At 40.0% G+C, this 15,409-nt stretch carries 19 protein-coding genes; 2 read left to right on the top strand and 17 right to left on the bottom strand.

What is annotated here, in order from left to right:
- The first annotated feature begins 251 nt into the window (after nucleotides 1–251).
- Nucleotides 252–1,091 (top strand): Fic family protein, encoded by an 840-nt coding sequence (locus tag G414_RS0100860; RefSeq protein ID WP_022790974.1) that lies wholly within the window; start codon nucleotides 252–254, stop codon nucleotides 1,089–1,091.
- Between the two features lie 581 nt (nucleotides 1,092–1,672).
- Here G414_RS0100860 and G414_RS07755 read toward each other — a convergent pair.
- The 12 genes from G414_RS07755 to G414_RS0100800 all read right to left on the bottom strand — a co-directional run bounded on the left by G414_RS07755 (nucleotide 1,673) and on the right by G414_RS0100800 (nucleotide 9,183).
- Nucleotides 1,673–2,092: an IS30 family transposase gene (locus G414_RS07755; RefSeq protein ID WP_081634542.1), complete on the bottom strand. Its 420-nt coding sequence runs from the start codon at nucleotides 2,090–2,092 to the stop codon at nucleotides 1,673–1,675.
- A 1,135-nt stretch (nucleotides 2,093–3,227) separates the two neighbouring features.
- Nucleotides 3,228–3,488: an HU family DNA-binding protein gene (locus G414_RS0100850; protein WP_022790971.1), complete on the bottom strand. Its 261-nt coding sequence runs from the start codon at nucleotides 3,486–3,488 to the stop codon at nucleotides 3,228–3,230.
- Nucleotides 3,489–3,751: 263 nt separating this feature from the next.
- Entirely contained in the window at nucleotides 3,752–4,630 is an 879-nt protein-coding gene (locus G414_RS0100845; RefSeq protein ID WP_269082718.1) for an IS3 family transposase, read from the bottom strand.
- A 17-nt stretch (nucleotides 4,631–4,647) separates the two neighbouring features.
- Nucleotides 4,648–4,899, bottom strand: a complete 252-nt coding sequence (locus G414_RS0100840; RefSeq protein ID WP_002816285.1) for an IS3 family transposase — start codon at nucleotides 4,897–4,899, stop codon at nucleotides 4,648–4,650.
- A gap of 72 nt (nucleotides 4,900–4,971) precedes the next feature.
- Nucleotides 4,972–5,418, bottom strand: a complete 447-nt coding sequence (locus tag G414_RS0100835; RefSeq protein ID WP_022790969.1) for a hypothetical protein — start codon at nucleotides 5,416–5,418, stop codon at nucleotides 4,972–4,974.
- A gap of 9 nt (nucleotides 5,419–5,427) precedes the next feature.
- A complete protein-coding gene (locus tag G414_RS07450) occupies nucleotides 5,428–5,859 on the bottom strand; it encodes a single-stranded DNA-binding protein (RefSeq protein WP_022790968.1) in 432 nt (143 codons plus the stop codon).
- Between the two features lie 23 nt (nucleotides 5,860–5,882).
- Complete coding sequence (locus G414_RS0100825; RefSeq protein ID WP_022790967.1) at nucleotides 5,883–6,209, bottom strand: hypothetical protein; 327 nt, start codon at nucleotides 6,207–6,209, stop codon at nucleotides 5,883–5,885.
- A 19-nt stretch (nucleotides 6,210–6,228) separates the two neighbouring features.
- Nucleotides 6,229–6,456 (bottom strand): hypothetical protein, encoded by a 228-nt coding sequence (locus G414_RS0100820; RefSeq protein ID WP_022790966.1) that lies wholly within the window; start codon nucleotides 6,454–6,456, stop codon nucleotides 6,229–6,231.
- A 5-nt stretch (nucleotides 6,457–6,461) separates the two neighbouring features.
- Nucleotides 6,462–6,743, bottom strand: a complete 282-nt coding sequence (locus tag G414_RS0100815; RefSeq protein WP_022790965.1) for a hypothetical protein — start codon at nucleotides 6,741–6,743, stop codon at nucleotides 6,462–6,464.
- Nucleotides 6,744–7,592: 849 nt separating this feature from the next.
- Nucleotides 7,593–7,835, bottom strand: coding sequence for a helix-turn-helix domain-containing protein (locus tag G414_RS0100810; RefSeq protein WP_022790964.1), 243 nt, complete (start codon nucleotides 7,833–7,835; stop codon nucleotides 7,593–7,595).
- Between the two features lie 196 nt (nucleotides 7,836–8,031).
- Nucleotides 8,032–8,703 (bottom strand): B3/B4 domain-containing protein, encoded by a 672-nt coding sequence (locus tag G414_RS0100805; RefSeq protein ID WP_022790963.1) that lies wholly within the window; start codon nucleotides 8,701–8,703, stop codon nucleotides 8,032–8,034.
- A gap of 27 nt (nucleotides 8,704–8,730) precedes the next feature.
- Nucleotides 8,731–9,183: a MarR family winged helix-turn-helix transcriptional regulator gene (locus G414_RS0100800; RefSeq protein WP_022790962.1), complete on the bottom strand. Its 453-nt coding sequence runs from the start codon at nucleotides 9,181–9,183 to the stop codon at nucleotides 8,731–8,733.
- 217 nt (nucleotides 9,184–9,400) lie between these two features.
- Here G414_RS0100800 and G414_RS0100795 point away from each other — a divergent pair, with 217 nt between their 5' ends.
- Nucleotides 9,401–10,354, top strand: coding sequence for a sugar-binding transcriptional regulator (locus tag G414_RS0100795; protein WP_022790961.1), 954 nt, complete (start codon nucleotides 9,401–9,403; stop codon nucleotides 10,352–10,354).
- Nucleotides 10,355–10,408: 54 nt separating this feature from the next.
- On the opposite strand, the gene G414_RS0100790 is transcribed toward G414_RS0100795, so the two are convergent.
- The 5 genes from G414_RS0100790 to G414_RS0100770 form a co-directional block, all read right to left on the bottom strand.
- The gene (locus tag G414_RS0100790; protein WP_022790960.1) at nucleotides 10,409–11,041 is read right to left on the bottom strand and encodes an NAD(P)H-binding protein; all 633 of its coding nucleotides are present in this window, start codon (nucleotides 11,039–11,041) and stop codon (nucleotides 10,409–10,411) included.
- 50 nt (nucleotides 11,042–11,091) lie between these two features.
- Nucleotides 11,092–11,964: an NAD(P)H-binding protein gene (locus G414_RS0100785; RefSeq protein WP_022790959.1), complete on the bottom strand. Its 873-nt coding sequence runs from the start codon at nucleotides 11,962–11,964 to the stop codon at nucleotides 11,092–11,094.
- Between the two features lie 135 nt (nucleotides 11,965–12,099).
- A complete protein-coding gene (locus tag G414_RS0100780; protein ID WP_022790958.1) occupies nucleotides 12,100–12,813 on the bottom strand; it encodes an MIP/aquaporin family protein in 714 nt (237 codons plus the stop codon).
- On the bottom strand, nucleotides 12,810–13,595 hold the full coding sequence (gene tpiA, locus G414_RS0100775; RefSeq protein ID WP_022790957.1) for a triose-phosphate isomerase: 786 nt from the start codon (nucleotides 13,593–13,595) through the stop codon (nucleotides 12,810–12,812). The genes G414_RS0100780 and tpiA overlap by 4 nt, the downstream gene beginning before the upstream one ends.
- Entirely contained in the window at nucleotides 13,588–15,408 is a 1,821-nt protein-coding gene (locus G414_RS0100770) for an FAD-dependent oxidoreductase (protein ID WP_022790956.1), read from the bottom strand. The genes tpiA and G414_RS0100770 overlap by 8 nt, the downstream gene beginning before the upstream one ends.
- Nucleotide 15,409 lies beyond the last annotated feature (1 nt).

Raw genomic sequence — 15,409 nt, 5'->3', positions numbered from 1 at the left:
GAGCTCGTTTAGTTCTTTCCTTGTCGACACGTTCAGTTTAACCTGATATTTTGTTAAATGAAAGGGTTTAATTTAACCGATTTTTATGTTAAAACTAATTAAAAGTACTGTCCGAACGACTTGAAAAAAATACATATATATCTTCAAAATTTCATAAAAAGCAGGAGAATGTGTTTATATGACGCCTGTTTAGAAGATTTTAACAACGTGGTACACTTGTATAAATTAGCTCAACAAGCATGGAGATTATTATGGCGTTTACCCTAAAAAAATATCAATTTGATAAAAAGACAGAAGAACTTCTCTTTAAAAAGGCCGTTCCCAATATCGTCCATGACGGTGCTCAATTTGAAGGACTCCCAATTACGCTCTTGCAAACTGAACAAATCATTAACAATGAACCCATTAATGGACTGACCGCAAAAGACATTTTAGTTGTACATGATATGCACAAGGGCGCAGACTTTGTTTTACAGAATTATGCTACGTTTAACTTTGATAAGTTAAAACAGTTGCATGAAACTACAGGCCGTGACGATACGATTAATCCTGGTCAGCTAAGAACTGGAAGGGGCGGTGTGCAAACCAAAAAGGGAACGTTTATCCCTGATCCAGTTAATGAAAAGGAAGCTAAAACAACCGTTAATTATTTATTAGCTACTGATGAATTAACCCCTGAAACTAAAGCAACTAAGTTGTTTACCTACTTATCTAGGGCCCAACTCTTTAACGATACGAATAAACGGACAGCCGTATTAGCAGCAAATGTTCCTTTGTTAAAAGCAGGAGCAGGTGTATTCTATATTCCTGAACCAGCCATGGAAAATACGTTAGGTTTGATGAATGATTACTATTGGAGCAATGATGACCGCCTCTTAAATGAGGTGCTTGAAAACATTGCAGTTAGTGACTATGACGGTAAAACGTTCTATGACCCTGAACATCAATATTATGATTACTCAGATGAGCATCAAAAGCATTTGAACCAATTTAAGGGACTCAATGCAAAGGGGTTGTTAGGCAAGGAACGTTACCAGGAATTGACCCAACCATTGGTTTCTGAGCAGGAGAGAGTAGATCCAAAACTCTAAAACATAGCTTCAAGAAAAGCCTCTTTATTAAAGAGGCTTTTCTTGTAATTAACTTAATTTGCTTTTTCTTCATCAAGGGATCTAAAACTACTTTTTGTGTAATTTCAAGTACCTTTTTTAAGTTGTATCTCTAATTCTTCTCTCATGCTAGATGTATCAATGCCATTTTGATCAAGAAATCCATATTCCATGTAGTCAGTTATGTGTTCTGCAATCACTTCAGTCTGACTAAGCATTGATTGTTTAATATTATGTTGAATTGTAGTTTCTAAATATTCCTGTGATATCTTAGTGTTTCCCTAAAATGTCAAATTCCTCTGTAAACCCTTATGGTATAATGTTTACAGAGGAATTTTTGTTGCAGGGGATAGGCTTTTACAAAGAGAATGTTGCACATGAACTTGACAAATGTTTTTATGTTTGCAATCGACTAGTTTACATAATATATATTATAAAGAGTAACACAAAGAGGTAAAGCAGTCCGTTGTCAAGTGCTTCTTAATATTGTAATAAAAAATACTTGATATTTAAAAAGCATATATACAAGAAAAGTATTTGCTTTAATGCATACATGCTTTTTATTACAAATGTGTAAAGATTTGCTGCTTGTAATCAGTTTCTGTCGGTTTGCTAAGAATTTCTTTTGAATTACTTATCTTAACTTGATTACGGTGTCCACGTAATCTATTTAGTGCTGCTTCGAACTGTTGGTCTGCAGTTGTTTTAAAGTTAAACATCATGAGTGGTTTTTGATTGATTTTCATACAGGCATCGTTAAATAACTCTTGTGACACTTTTGAAAAGTCTGTACCCTTAGGGAAATGGCGTCTGAGGATGCCATTAAAGTTCTCGTTTAATCCATTTTCATAGGCTGAATATGGGTGTGCTATGTAGTGTTTTACCTGGTAATTGACCATGACAGAGTTAACTGTTTGATTAACGAATTCTTTTCCATTATTACTTGTGATTGAGTGAACAATGTCGCTGTAGATGTATAGCAAACGATTCTATTGCACGTGCTACTGTCTGTGCTAGCTTGTTTGGAATGATAATCGCGAATAACATGAGTGTTTTATGTGCAAGCCGTGTTAAGACTATGTATTTACTTTTAGATGATTCGACACCGTCAATCTCAAAATGACCGAATTGTTGCCTGGAATTAATGATATCTGGCCGCACATCAATCGGCAATCTTAGAATAATTGAACCCACCTTCAGCTTTCTCGGCATATGCTTTCTTGGCATATTTATAATGTCGTGTTGCTGTGCTTCTAATCAATGCTAGTGTTTGCTGGTCTTGTTTCTTAGGTTATTTGAGCGAGCAGTTAAGCTGTCTTATAAAGGGTTTCTGTTTACGAACAAGATGTAACCGAGGATTAACACCTGGTATTTGTCGATAGTTAATAAGATTATATAGGCTATGAACACTTATTTTTTCATGTAATTTTGTATGAAAGATCTGTTCTGGTGACCACCCTGATTCTAAGTGTGCTAGTACTATCCCCTTTTCCCTTTTGGTAAGTTTAATTTTCTTTTGTCTTCTATTTTTTAAGCCCAATTCTGCTCGGTATTGTGTTCCGACAGCTCGATAGCCATTCTTAAGTTATATAGGCGAGTCTTGTCACATAGCAAGGCGGTCGATTTCTTGATAGACTGCGAACTTTTCAAGTTATGTGCCCTTTCTTTCTCATTGAATAATATGCAATAATGAAAAAGAATAGAGTTATTTTTGTGAATCATGTACTTGACAAAGGTAAACTTTAGTTCACGTTAACTAAGCTGGTAAAACACTAATTTCGTTAGTTTTCATATAATAGTTTCTGTGCAAATTGTTATGAACGATCACTTATTGTACTTAAGGTGAATGTGGTATAGGAGCGCATAGTACCTTAGATAGTATATTTAGAAGTATACGGGTAGGCATATCATCTAGTATGCAAGATAGTATATAATGCTATAATACTTCATTTGATAGTGCTAGGCCAAAAATATACTTCTGCGTATACTGTCTATCACAATAACTAGTAATATCCAGTATGTTAGTGCGTATACGCTAATAGAAAATGCCTTAAAAAAGTTACTGAAGAAAAAAGAGACCTCTGTAAAGGAGGTCTCTTTTTTCAGTACATACGTAGATTAATCGATTTGGGATTTTGCTTTGATTGGAGCCTCATGAGGCTTACCCGTTCTGAATAAAGGCATAGTTCTAGCAGATATTGTAATTGATTCACCTGTTACGGTGTTACGTCCAATATGAGCACTACGTTCGCGTGTTTCAAAAGTGCCAAAGCCAATGATTTGCACGGTTTCAGAAGCTGCTAAATACCGGAAAATGCTGTTTAATAATGCAACAATAGCTTCTTCTGTGACGTGCTTACTCTTCAAACCGGCTCGCATAGCTACATCTTTCTAAGCTTATATACAGCAGCCAATGCAGTTAGGAATGTTTAATTCATGTAAGTTGTTTCTAGTTCCATTTATATCACTAAAAATATCTAAGAGATTGAGGCCGCCATCATAATGAACATCCTTATTCTTTGGATTGAAGTCAATATTTGAGACAGGTTTTAAGAGACATTCAGAACCGCGTTTACCTTCCACAGCTCCAATAAATCATTAATCGTGATTAATAACTTATTTGAACCATGGAAAGCATTAAATCAGGCGGCCATTTGGCTCGTAAGCGTTGCGATTTCAACTTGTAAGGGGGTCTGGTAGCCCAGTGAACTATGAATTCTCTTCCTATTGTAGAAAGCATGCACATATTCAAAAAGGACAGCAGCGGCAGTTTCATAATTCTCAAAGACCGGCACTGGATAAACACATTCCTTTTTGAGGGAAGCATGAAAAGATTCCATTGGTGCATTATCGTATGGACACCCCTTACGGCTGTAAGAGTGGCGGATATGTAGTTCTGTTAACCGTTGGTTGTAATCATCGCTGGTGTACTGTGATCCTAAGTCTGTGTGGATAATCAGGTCCCCAGTAATGGTTCGATTTTTAACCGCGCTTTCCAGGGTCTTTAAGACTAAATCAGTATCCATCTTTTTTGAGAATGAATAGCCGATAATTCGTCTTGAGTGCAGATCCATGATGGTTGATAAGTAACACCAGCCATTACGCTTCGTTTGAATATAGGTCATATCAGCGGTCCATTTTTGATTTAAACCAGTGGTCGAGAAATCCTGCTTAAGCAAGTTGAGACGCTGTTCAACCTTGGTTTTGGAAGCCGAAGCCGCTTTCCATTTATTGACGGTAACGGAGTGGATATCCAGTTCCTTCATGAGCCGGGAAATCCGTCTTGGGCTGCACCGACGCTGCAGTGGTTGAAGTTCCAGATTCAATTCATGGTGGATCTTCATAACGCCGTATCGCTGCTTGAATTCCGCAAAGATCCGCAGAATCCGTTGTTTTAAGTCCTCATCTTCGGCCCGGCGTTTTGAAGGCTTTGGGGATCGATAACGATAATACTGAGCTCTGGAAACACCGAGGATTCGGCACATCTTAGTTACCTGGTGGTTATGGCTTTCTTGGTGAATGTAATCAAAAATATTGGTTACTTCTGCGCAAGGAAGCCCAGGGCTTTTTTTAGGATTTCGTTCTCCTCAGACAGGGAAGCCAGCCGCTTTTCCATCGCTTTAATTTCGTCTGGCGATTTACCGGATTGAGTTTTGGCTTGGCCCTGGATCCACTTATGAACGGTTGAATAGCCAATGCCATATTCTCTGGCCAGTTGGGCGGCTGATTCGCCTTGTTTATATAGGTTGATGATGTTTTGTTTGAATTCTTTGTCGTAACGAGTTGGCATGTAAAAATTCCTTCCTTTTGAGAGGCGATTTATTCATTATACGCTCTCTTAAGAGTTGTCTCAGGAATCAGCTTACATCCAATATTCAGATTGTCCATTTTGAATATAACGATCACCTGCAAATGACAACTTAAATCGTTTCATATTAATACCAGTTGTCAGCGTATCATCAGCGTTACCAGTAAACTTAAAATGTAACTCTAACAAACCCGTTTCATCATTAAAGACCTTCTTTGTTAACTGGACATTAGTGCCTTGATTACCAAACGCCATTGTCTGATTTAACTTAGTTGAAACGGTACTCGATGGTCGTGGCATTACCATTGAATAAATCAAAATAGCAGCGGCAATACCAAGTAAACCTAGCAATCGTAAGGTCACGGTTTTTCGTTGTTGATCATAATGATTATAGCGTCGATTATCATGCTTAATCTGTCTGTGATACCACCAACGACCAAACCAACCAGCCCCTTCTTTTAAATGCGGTTTCTCACTGTATTTCACCTTAACATGCTGCATTTTAAACTCCTATCTAATCTCTAAATCATCAGCAACTAAACCAGCTAAACCTTGTAAAACATCTTCGTCTGATTCATCATTTGCAATCACCGTTTCATCATCAGTTGCGACAGATTTATCATGATTACCAGTCGTCCAAGGCATGAATGCAGTAATCACATTCGTCGTTTGATATTTAGGCTGACCGTCGGTCGTTTGATAGTGGCTACTTTGTATATTAAAGTGCAATTCAATCGGCATACCCTTCTGATTCGCATATTGAGATAGCATCTCTGCCGTTTTGCCAAAGGCCACATAATAAATAAAATCTGTTTGCGATTTTTGACTTAAATAACGTTTAACTGCTAACCCCAAACGTACCATTTTGATATCTTTGTGCTCACCAACTGTTTGTAGCTCAAATTCTTTTAAAAGTCGTCCCACATGAATATTTGTTTGCATTGTTAATTCCTCCTCTTAACCAGTTATTCATCAAAAAGTGTCCGAATGATAGGGTAGTCAGCTTTCAATTTTGCAGCTAAATACTGTTCCAAATTTTGTTGTGTTTTTTGTACACGTAACAAGTCATTTTGTTGCACAATATGACCATTAACAACCTGTTTTTCAACGACAAATAGTTGTGTATTTTCTGCTACCACTACCTGTCCAGTTAGTATCTCACTTTCATCAAGCAAGCTGACAAAATGTCCCACATCACTCAAACCATGTTCTGTTAATCGTTTCGCCAAATAAATATGTTGTTCCTTTGAAACCAATATCTGCTGCGTAAATAAATCTAATTGTTCCCACATAAACTACCCCCACAACGGTTTAATGATCCGGTTGTACTAATTGATTAAAAGGCACCCCAGTCCGCTTAATTTCTTGCTGAACTTGAACCAAAACTTGTTCTTCAATTCGATAAATCCAAACCGCTTGTTGTTGGATAACTAATTGCCCTTTCTCGGACAAAATCAAACGATTTAACCCGGCCATTGAATCAGCACTTAATAAAATATTTTGACGCTGCCAATCCACTGCAATGTACTGAAAATCCATCTCCTTTACCTCCGCTCTCTAACTGTTCCAATTACAATTAAATCCTGTAATCTATTCCCTGCTCGTAACCCCACTATAATTTCAGACCAAGCCTTTTTAGATAATCGACCTAACCAAAAAATTTCTGCTTTTTGTGCTTGCATTGCCAATACCTGCTTATATAAATCTGCCTGTGTTTCAGCAAATGCTTTAATGGTTGAAAAAGTCCCATCAAACGCTACATATATATAATTTGTTGTATCGTGCGGCACACGATTTATTGTTTTTAATTGATCAATTGCTAACATCATTTTTCTCCCGTTCTATCCAAACAATGGATAACAAAACGACCTTATTTCATGTAGTTATTAATCAATGGACCAGTGCTTAACAACTCAACAACAACGCATAGCGTTAGTTAGGAGAGTTCGCCCTTGAGCGAGCTATTCCAACAAAACACTAATTGCGATCAGAGTGATCAAAATCACTGTTTTGTCGTCCAATTACAAGAATTGGCACACGTTTAAAGCCAGCACTGCCCAGCTACAATCACAACATCATTTCGAGTTAAAAGGTCGAATTATGAACTAAGCACCATGAACCAAATTGTGACTGCCGTGTGACGCCATTTTCAGTACGTCCACCCTGACCTTTTAACGCATTTGTTTGGTTGTCACCACCAGTGGTTATCAAAATTACACCACATTACTTTAAACGTTCGCTACGACGTTCCCTGGCATCTTTCTGACGACGTGTAGGCGATGCGAACCCCTTATTTGCTCATACAAGTTACGACGTCGCATTTTGTAACTGCTTAAAGCCATCTTGATATAGTCAAAAAACGCTACTATACCCCCTCTGTGGCTCTTAGTAACGTCTTTTAACACCAGGTTATGACCTTTAATATGCGCTCATTTCATTCATAACTTCACATGATATGTCATAATATGTTATACTGATGTATACATTAGGTTCGGTGCTAAAAAATGTCGCACTAAAACCAGCTCATTTTCTTCATTTTTTGAAAATGATACTTGTACTTTCTGTTTTAAAAAGTATTGCCGTACTAATCGCAACAGAGGGTAATTTATTAAGTTTTGGAAGATCAATAACAGTTGATAACATCGGTCATTTGCTAGATGAGATGTTATCTTCAGTTATTGATCTTTTTGTTCGTCATCACTAAACCAACGTGCAATGACTTCATCCGTCGACATACCAAGGGCTCGTGCAATTAATGCTAAATTTTTAATACGCGGATTTCCCTGATCATACTCAATACGTTGAAAACTTGCATATGGAATATTTGCTGCCCTAGCTGCATCACCCATCCGGTAATGATGAAATTTTCGCCAAGCTTTAACTGCTTGTCCCAAGGTTTCCTCGTCTTTATAATTCATCAATTCTCACCTCCTCGCTCTTTAATATCGATAATGGAAGTTCCTGTTAAAAAATTAACCGAACTTGTCGGTATTTAGAAACTAAAAAAACCTCCTTGTTGAACAAGAAGGCCTTCACTGTCAGTTATTACAGGTTCAAAATTGAACCTATTTTTTTTACTGGCAGCAAGAGAATAAATCCTATTAAATCAAGGACTCAGCACCTCTTGTTGCCTTTAATATAAATGTAATGCTCTAATGCCTGGGCCGCCACCTTACTACGTTGGTCTTGTTCCTCATTTAAGTCCTCAATGATAAATGTCATTTCTTCTGTAGTCTCAGTTAACATTGTCCGTTGTGCCTCACGCCAGTTAAAGTAGCGGCAAACGGCTCCCACTTGGTCATAATAAAACACCTCACCAGGTAACGCTGGTTCATCATGATCTGCCCCCAAAGGTTTGAAGGCCTCGCCGCCTTTGGCCAGGCCTAAATGTAAATCGCCAACCAACTGATTGATATCCTCCCCTCCACACGGAACGGCATAGGTTAACGAAATGGCATTATACAAGTCGACTGCCGGATTAATCGGATTAAAGGTTTTGTTCTGGCTAGCACGTTTAAGCAAGGCCTCAATGGATGAGCGCGCCCCCTTTTTGGTTTTAAATTGTTGATAAGCTTGACGCCATTGGGCTACGACGTCATTTTGACTAAAAGTGGGATTGGTCAAAAAACCTTGTGCCGCTTGGCTAGCCTTTGCTAAACGCTGGCGGTCTTCTTTTTCATCGTTAGGAGTTAAATGATTATCTACTCCTGCGATGGTTAAAACATAATATCTTGCCTCTGGAAAGAGAGCCCAAACTGCTGGATCAACGGTAAAGTGTTTTGTCATCATTATTCCTCCAATAAGTGTAGTCAGCTAATAAATCCGGTGGTGGCCTTGCTTAACCTGGTGCCAATCACTTTCTACATTGTCTTGCATACGTTTAAGGTAAGCTGCTAATTGTGTGATTTCTTCAGGAGCAAAACCAGCTAAAGCTACCTGGGTTGAGTACTGATTTTCTCTTAAAATAAAGATTGCTAATTCGGCCCCCCGTGGGGTGGCCCTTAAGTGTTGAATTTTTTTGTTATGTAGATCGGGCTCTTTTTGAATCAGCTGCGCAGCAGTTAGTTTAGTAATAACGCGATTGGCCGTCGTCCGGTCAACAGCCAGCAGCTCTGCCAAATGGCCTTGAATGATACCAGGCTGTTCATAGATGCGAACGAGGTAAAGATATTGCCCACGTGCCAAATCAAGTTTATTGAATTCTACATTGGCAATCGAATCTAAGGCGCGACTAATCGTCCCAATAGTTCGCAAAACATTTTCCATTTACTTTACCCCCCTTTATGTTTCTAAGATACGCTTATATTGTTGTATTTGCAACATTGTAAGTCATTAATTCGACTTAGGACTTATTTTAAAGAAATAGTTATCAAGACTATGTCAGCTTTTCTCATGAACTGGCATTTTAAGGCAAAAGTGCGTATACTTAATGTCATTAAGTACCCTTGCATTGTCGCTAGTTGTTTAGAAAGGAAAGCCCTACATGTCAGATAACATAGATGAGCATGCCCTGCTTGCCAATCTAGCCCAGGATTATTACCTATCAGAATTATCTTTAGCTCAGTTGGCTAAAAAATACCATTTAAGTCGTTATTTAGTAAATAAATACCTTGAAGATGCTCGCCGTAAAGGGATTGTTTCAATTTCAATCGCATCTCCTACCCCCCGTAATCTTGCTTTAGAAAGAAAATTTAAGCAACGTTTCGCTATCCCACATATCACAATTATTCGCAATCGAATGGACCCATTGGAAACGAAAGAAAATACGGTCCATTATGCGGCCCAACAATTGAAAACCTTGATTAAGGGCAAAACAACTATCGGGGTCACCTGGGGTGGCACCCTGTATGAACTACTAAATTCACTGCCCGCCTCGATACAAGAGGATGTCACCTTCTGTCAAATAGTTGGTGATGATTTGAAACCTAATTCGGCCGTAGGTGCGATGCGTTTAGTTCGGCAAGCAGCTTCAAAATTTTCGGCCAATGCATTAACCTTGCCGGCTCCCCTATATATCGTGGATGATGATACCCGCCAAACGCTCGCTGAAGAATTGGCCCTAAAACCAACCCTTATGGCAGCAAGTCAGATGGATATTGCGATTACAACGCCTGGCACCTTAGCATCGCTTGAGCGGGTGCCGATTTGGCGGGACAATAAAGCTACCTTATTTCCTGATGTTCGGCTAACCGATACAGTAGGAATGCTCTTTGGCCGTCCCTATGATATTCAAGGACGCTTTTTAAATGCTGAAGACGATAAAACCTTTGGGCTTAGTCTAGAAGCCATTATGAGGATTCCACGGCGGTTAGGTATTGTTAATAATAATTTTAAGACTGAGGCTACGTTAGGTGCCCTGCGAGGTCATTTTTTCACTGACCTTTTGATTACTGAGGCCCTAGCAGAGCGGATTCTAATCGAAGTTGATAAACATTAAAAAAGCAGGAGCAGACATAACTGTCTGCTCCTGCTTTTGACTTATACACTGAAGCTATACCTGGCGTAAAGCTTCGTTAATCGGCGTTTGTCCATTTGACATGGTTATCACCTTATTTTCAGTGTTTGGATATTCTAGTAAGGCAGCTAAAGTAGCGGCAACATCAGAAATAGTGTTTTGTGTTCCGCGTTGATCAGTCAAACTGATTTTCCCAGTCCCAGCAGTTTCCGTTAATGCGGTTGCCTGTAAAATAGTATAAGTCAAATCTGTATTAGTCATTAAGTAAGTATCAGCAAAAAACTTTGCAATCTGATAATCACCTAGGGATGCTGGTACTTGGTCCCAATGACTAGGAGTCAAAGAATAAACTGAACTCAGCATAATAAAACGTTTGATTGACTGTGCTTGTGCGATTTGCATCATTTTTACTGGGCCAAAGGCATCGACCTGAAGTAGATCATGCCCCCTAGAACCAGCTACAAAGTACATGATATCAACCTGCGGTATGGCTTGACTAAGCGCTTCTTTAGAACTAGTTAAATCTAGTGTAAGCGGATGAATATGTTCACCACTTGGAAGTGTATCTACATGGCGGCTACCTACATAGACATCGTGCCCGGCCGCGACCAGGTCAGTGACTAAAGATGCCGCTACCCGACCTGAACCACCAATAACTAATATTTTCACTTTTTAACGACCTCCTTTTGACATCAACTAGGGGTTTAATAGCGTTCAGCTTAATGTAAGGATGCAATAATCTCCTTGACGCCATCAAGCAACGAAACTGGTTGCCGCCCAAGTACATGCGCTAAATCATCAGATTCAAAACTTAAATCACCTCTGCGAATCAAGGCCTGCAACTGAGCTGAAAACGCAACTTGAGCTTCTGGGGTCCCCTTAGCAAGTAAATCAGCGCGATAGTCAGCATCCGACACCAACTGAGCATCAACTGGCTGTCCTGTTACATCTGCTATGGCTTTAGCTAGGTCGGCATAATCATGCTGAGGACCCGCAAATTCAAAGATGGTTTGTGCTGGGGCATTGATAAGTAAGTTAGCAGCACCGGCTGCATAGTCACTTTCTAAAGCCCAACCTACTTTTCCTGACCCAGCAGCATATACAAATGAACCTTGATCGAGGGCCGCCTGAATCATAGCTGTTTCATTTTCTAGATACCAGTTGTTTCGCGCAAAGGCGTGTGGAATACCAGCATCTTTAATCATCCCTTCCGTTGCCTGATGATCTGAAGCTAAAAAATTATCGGCTTGGTCAGCCTGAGGGAAGCTGGTATAAACAAGGTACTTAATACCAGCAGTTTTGGCAGCGGCAATTATATTAGCATGCTGCTCTAGTCTTGGAAAATCTGCATTTGGCTGTGATGAAATAAATAAGAGCCGATCAACATCCTGCAAAGATTGAACTAAAGCGGCCTTATCAGCATAAGATCCAGGTCGAACTTCAACCTGGCTGAAGTCTTTAAACAGGTCATTTGCTTTCTCTGTATTACGCGCTAGTGCAATAATTTGATCATCTTGGGCCATGCTTTGTCGAAGATGATTAACGGCGGCTTGACCGAAATGACCATTGGCACCTATAATAGCATATTTCATAGAAAAAATCCCCTCTTTCACAAACGTATTTCTTAGTTACTAGTATAACACTAACAAAAAATAAGTAAATAAAAAAACTAACATCATTGCTTACGGTTGCTCAAAATCAGCTGGCGTTGATGTTAGTTAAATAGGTTAATGACCCGTTGCTTGTGTGGTTGAATCATTAAGAATGTAATGATGGATTAAAGCAGCTAAACAAGCCCCTGCTAGCGGTGCAACTAAGTAGACCCCTAAGGAATTCAAAGCTGGCCCACCAGCAGCTAAGGCCGGAAAAAGGGAGCGAATCGGATTTAAAGATGCCCCAGTTAGGTTACCGCCTACCATCACTGCGGTGAAAATAGTAAAGCCAACTGCAATGGGACTTTGAACAGCATAAACATTCGTTTTAGCATGGTTTAAAACCAATATTATTAAACACAAAATACTCGTTAGACCAGTTTCAGTTAAAAAGGCCGCTAGTGGTGAAAGATGCGGGTATAAGGTTGCTCCTAAGGCCGTCCGTTCCACAATTGATTGCCAGCTGTTAGTGCTGTGCTGACTAATCGACCAGACTGTCCCTAGAATAGCGAATTCGCCTAAGATTCCACCTACAATTTGTGCGCTGACATAAAGCCACCCTTCTTTTGCCGACATACGCTTGGTTAAGTACATAACCAAGGTAACTGCTGGGTTTAAATGGGCACCGGATAACGGGCCAAAGATATAAACCAAAACAGCCAGGGTCAACCCCCAACCAATTGAAGGACCTAACATATCTTGATAGGGATAGTTAAAGATAAGTAAGCCCGTCCCTAAATAAATCAATAAGGCAGTACCAGCAATTTCACCAAACAGTTTTATTTTCATGGAGTTGCTCCCGTTAGAGCAACTGCATCTTGGGTCATCGTAATAAACGTTTCTGCTGACAATGCCGCACGACCAATCAATAAACCATCAATATTGCTGAGTCCTAAAATGGCCCGTGCGTTATCAGGTGTTACGGAACCACCGTATTGAATGCGAATTTGCTGAGCTATTGCATCAGAGAACAAGATAGCTAAAGATTTGCGAATTACCCTAGCAGCATGTTCAATTTCTTTAAGTGAAGGCGCCTCAGCTGCCCCAATGGCCCACGCAGGTTCATAAGCAATAACGATGTTCCCAGCTTGCTCCCGGGTAACCCCAGCCAAGGAAATTGCAATCTCAGATAGTGGTGCCATATCAACATCATTTGGATTGTAACGTGTTGTATCTTCGGCAATGGCAATCACAGGCATTAATCGGTTGCGTAAACTGGCCACCACCTTTAACCCCACAGTGCCATTCGTTTCTTTAAACATTTTGCGCCGTTCATAATGGCCGATAATGGATCCTTTAACACCGATATCTGCTAGCGCTGCTGGTGATGTTTCGCCAGTATATGAGCCGTTATCGGCCCAATGAACATTTTCAGCGATGATATCAACGGTTTCGTGATACTCATTTAAATACCTAACCATTTCGTGAAGATAAATATCTTGAGCAGCAATTCCAACTTGGACGATTTGTCTTGATGGCAAATGGCCAGTCAATGCCTCTAAGAATGCATAAACATCAGATAGCTGTTTATTAGTTTTCCAATTAGCGATAATAATTGGTAATCTAGTCATCAAGTGACTTCCTTTCTTTAAGCACCGTTAACTGACTTTCACGCCGTAAACGATAGTATTCATCTTGCATGGTTTGCTTAGTTGCTTGATCCCAGACTAATTGCCGAGCCATCTCATCAATAACTGCCTGTTCGATTCGGTCAGTGTCTTGGGCTTGAAATAAGACGTAATTCGTTCGTCGTAACAAATAATCAATTGGACGATTTACCATTTCATAATCAAGGGCGTAGTGGAGCATACTTGTCTCTGCTAGTGAAAGTCCAGGTGCCACCTGACCACTTTCAATATAGCTAGCCACAACTGGACTATTGGACCCATATAAATTAGCAAGTGCTTGGGCCTCCGTTACACTTAGTCCTAAATCAATGAAGTGCTTAGCATACACAGCCAATACGGTGTCAACCTTAGTTGAATCAAAGTGTCCCCCTGAAACGGGATATTGGGTTGAGTCAATTAAAGTTACTGACTGTTTAAAGTGATTAGCTAAATAGGTGGCGATAGCTTTCATAGCCTCAGCTGCCATTAAACGATAATCAGTGATTTTCCCACCAGCAATCGTTACCATGCCTTGATTCACCTCAATCTCAAATCCTCTTGACACTTTAGATGCGGCCTGCTGATCTCCAGTTAAAGTGGCTAACAGTGTTTCTACCACCCTACGCTTTTTTGTACCATTAAAATACTGATTTAGCATTGCTTGCAGCGTTTTCAAATCGGTATCGGTCAAGCTAGTCGGTGCTTGTCCACCATTGTAGTCCCCTTTGCCAATTAAGGGCCGTATCCCCGCCCAACTAGCTTCTATATCAGCTAGACTAAGGTTGGCATCTGGAAAATGGGCATTAATGGACTGAAGTAAATAATCTACATCACTCTGATCCACCTGTGGATGTTGATAGTCTCCATGATAGTCCGTATCAGTGGTACCAAAATAAGTCTTATTGCCGCGTGGAATGACAAAAATCATTCGGCCATCATGGTAACCTGAATCAAAATAGATGGTATTTGCTACAGACAATTTATGGTTATCAATGACTAAGTGAATACCTTTAGTTGGGCGAATTTTATGAGCTGTTTTTTTAGTACCCGTTAGGTCCTTTAACTGATCAATCCAAGGTCCAGCCGCATTTACGACTACCTTGGCCTTAATGTCAAAGGTCTGCTGATTGATACTGTCTTTAACAGTGACAACGTTACCCTCTTCAACGTTTTGAATCTTAATCGCTTTTAGCTGACTAACAGCCGTCGCCCCATCATCAACCGCTTGTTTAATGTTTTCAATCGTTAGGCGAGCATCATTATTCAGGTAGTCTAAATAAGTGGCTAACCCGACTAAGTTTTGTTGGTTTAACTGTGGTAACTGCTGCAATGCTTCTTCTTTTGGAAAAAGGTGATGAACAAAAGGACTATGAGGTAAAACGCCAGCCAGTTTGTCGTAAATGGTCATGGCCACTTCTGCACTCATGGGTGTAAAGGTTGCATCTTGGTCCTGATATAAAGGCATCAGCATCATTGTAGGACGCGGAATATGAGGCGCAATGTGCTGGATTCGAGCACGTTCCCTTACTGTATCTGCGACAACATCAACATCAAAGGTTTTAAGATAACGGATACCACCGTGGACTAGTTTTGTTGAGCGACTGCTTGTCCCTTCAGCAAAATCTTGCATATCAATGATGGCTGTTTTTAACCCTGCTGCTGCCTGTAAGGCTACCCCGGCTCCGGTAATTCCTCCACCAATGATGAGTACATCAAAAGATGTATTGTTTAGCCTAGTGATATAATCCGTCCGTTGCTTGCTACTAAACTTTTGCATC

Source organism: Weissella halotolerans DSM 20190 (genome assembly GCF_000420365.1).
Lineage (GTDB): Bacteria > Bacillota > Bacilli > Lactobacillales > Lactobacillaceae > Weissella > Weissella halotolerans.
The sequence above is the reverse complement of the archived record's forward strand: the minus strand, read 5'-3'. Positions and strand labels throughout refer to the sequence as shown.

Coding starts and splice junctions, on each gene's coding strand:
- G414_RS0100820 (WP_022790966.1), bottom strand. CDS start 6,456: ATGGATTTTCAGTACATTGCAGTGGATTGGCAGCGTCAAAATATTTTA.
- G414_RS0100800 (WP_022790962.1), bottom strand. CDS start 9,183: ATGGAAAATGTTTTGCGAACTATTGGGACGATTAGTCGCGCCTTAGAT.
- tpiA (WP_022790957.1), bottom strand. CDS start 13,595: ATGACTAGATTACCAATTATTATCGCTAATTGGAAAACTAATAAACAG.
- G414_RS0100835 (WP_022790969.1), bottom strand. CDS start 5,418: ATGCAGCATGTTAAGGTGAAATACAGTGAGAAACCGCATTTAAAAGAA.
- G414_RS0100850 (WP_022790971.1), bottom strand. CDS start 3,488: ATGCGAGCCGGTTTGAAGAGTAAGCACGTCACAGAAGAAGCTATTGTT.
- G414_RS0100780 (WP_022790958.1), bottom strand. CDS start 12,813: ATGAAAATAAAACTGTTTGGTGAAATTGCTGGTACTGCCTTATTGATT.
- G414_RS0100840 (WP_002816285.1), bottom strand. CDS start 4,899: ATGCCAACTCGTTACGACAAAGAATTCAAACAAAACATCATCAACCTA.
- G414_RS0100805 (WP_022790963.1), bottom strand. CDS start 8,703: ATGACAAAACACTTTACCGTTGATCCAGCAGTTTGGGCTCTCTTTCCA.
- G414_RS0100795 (WP_022790961.1), top strand. CDS start 9,401: ATGTCAGATAACATAGATGAGCATGCCCTGCTTGCCAATCTAGCCCAG.
- G414_RS0100770 (WP_022790956.1), bottom strand. CDS start 15,408: ATGCAAAAGTTTAGTAGCAAGCAACGGACGGATTATATCACTAGGCTA.
- G414_RS0100810 (WP_022790964.1), bottom strand. CDS start 7,835: ATGAATTATAAAGACGAGGAAACCTTGGGACAAGCAGTTAAAGCTTGG.
- G414_RS0100860 (WP_022790974.1), top strand. CDS start 252: ATGGCGTTTACCCTAAAAAAATATCAATTTGATAAAAAGACAGAAGAA.
- G414_RS0100825 (WP_022790967.1), bottom strand. CDS start 6,209: ATGTGGGAACAATTAGATTTATTTACGCAGCAGATATTGGTTTCAAAG.
- G414_RS0100785 (WP_022790959.1), bottom strand. CDS start 11,964: ATGAAATATGCTATTATAGGTGCCAATGGTCATTTCGGTCAAGCCGCC.
- G414_RS0100815 (WP_022790965.1), bottom strand. CDS start 6,743: ATGTTAGCAATTGATCAATTAAAAACAATAAATCGTGTGCCGCACGAT.
- G414_RS07450 (WP_022790968.1), bottom strand. CDS start 5,859: ATGCAAACAAATATTCATGTGGGACGACTTTTAAAAGAATTTGAGCTA.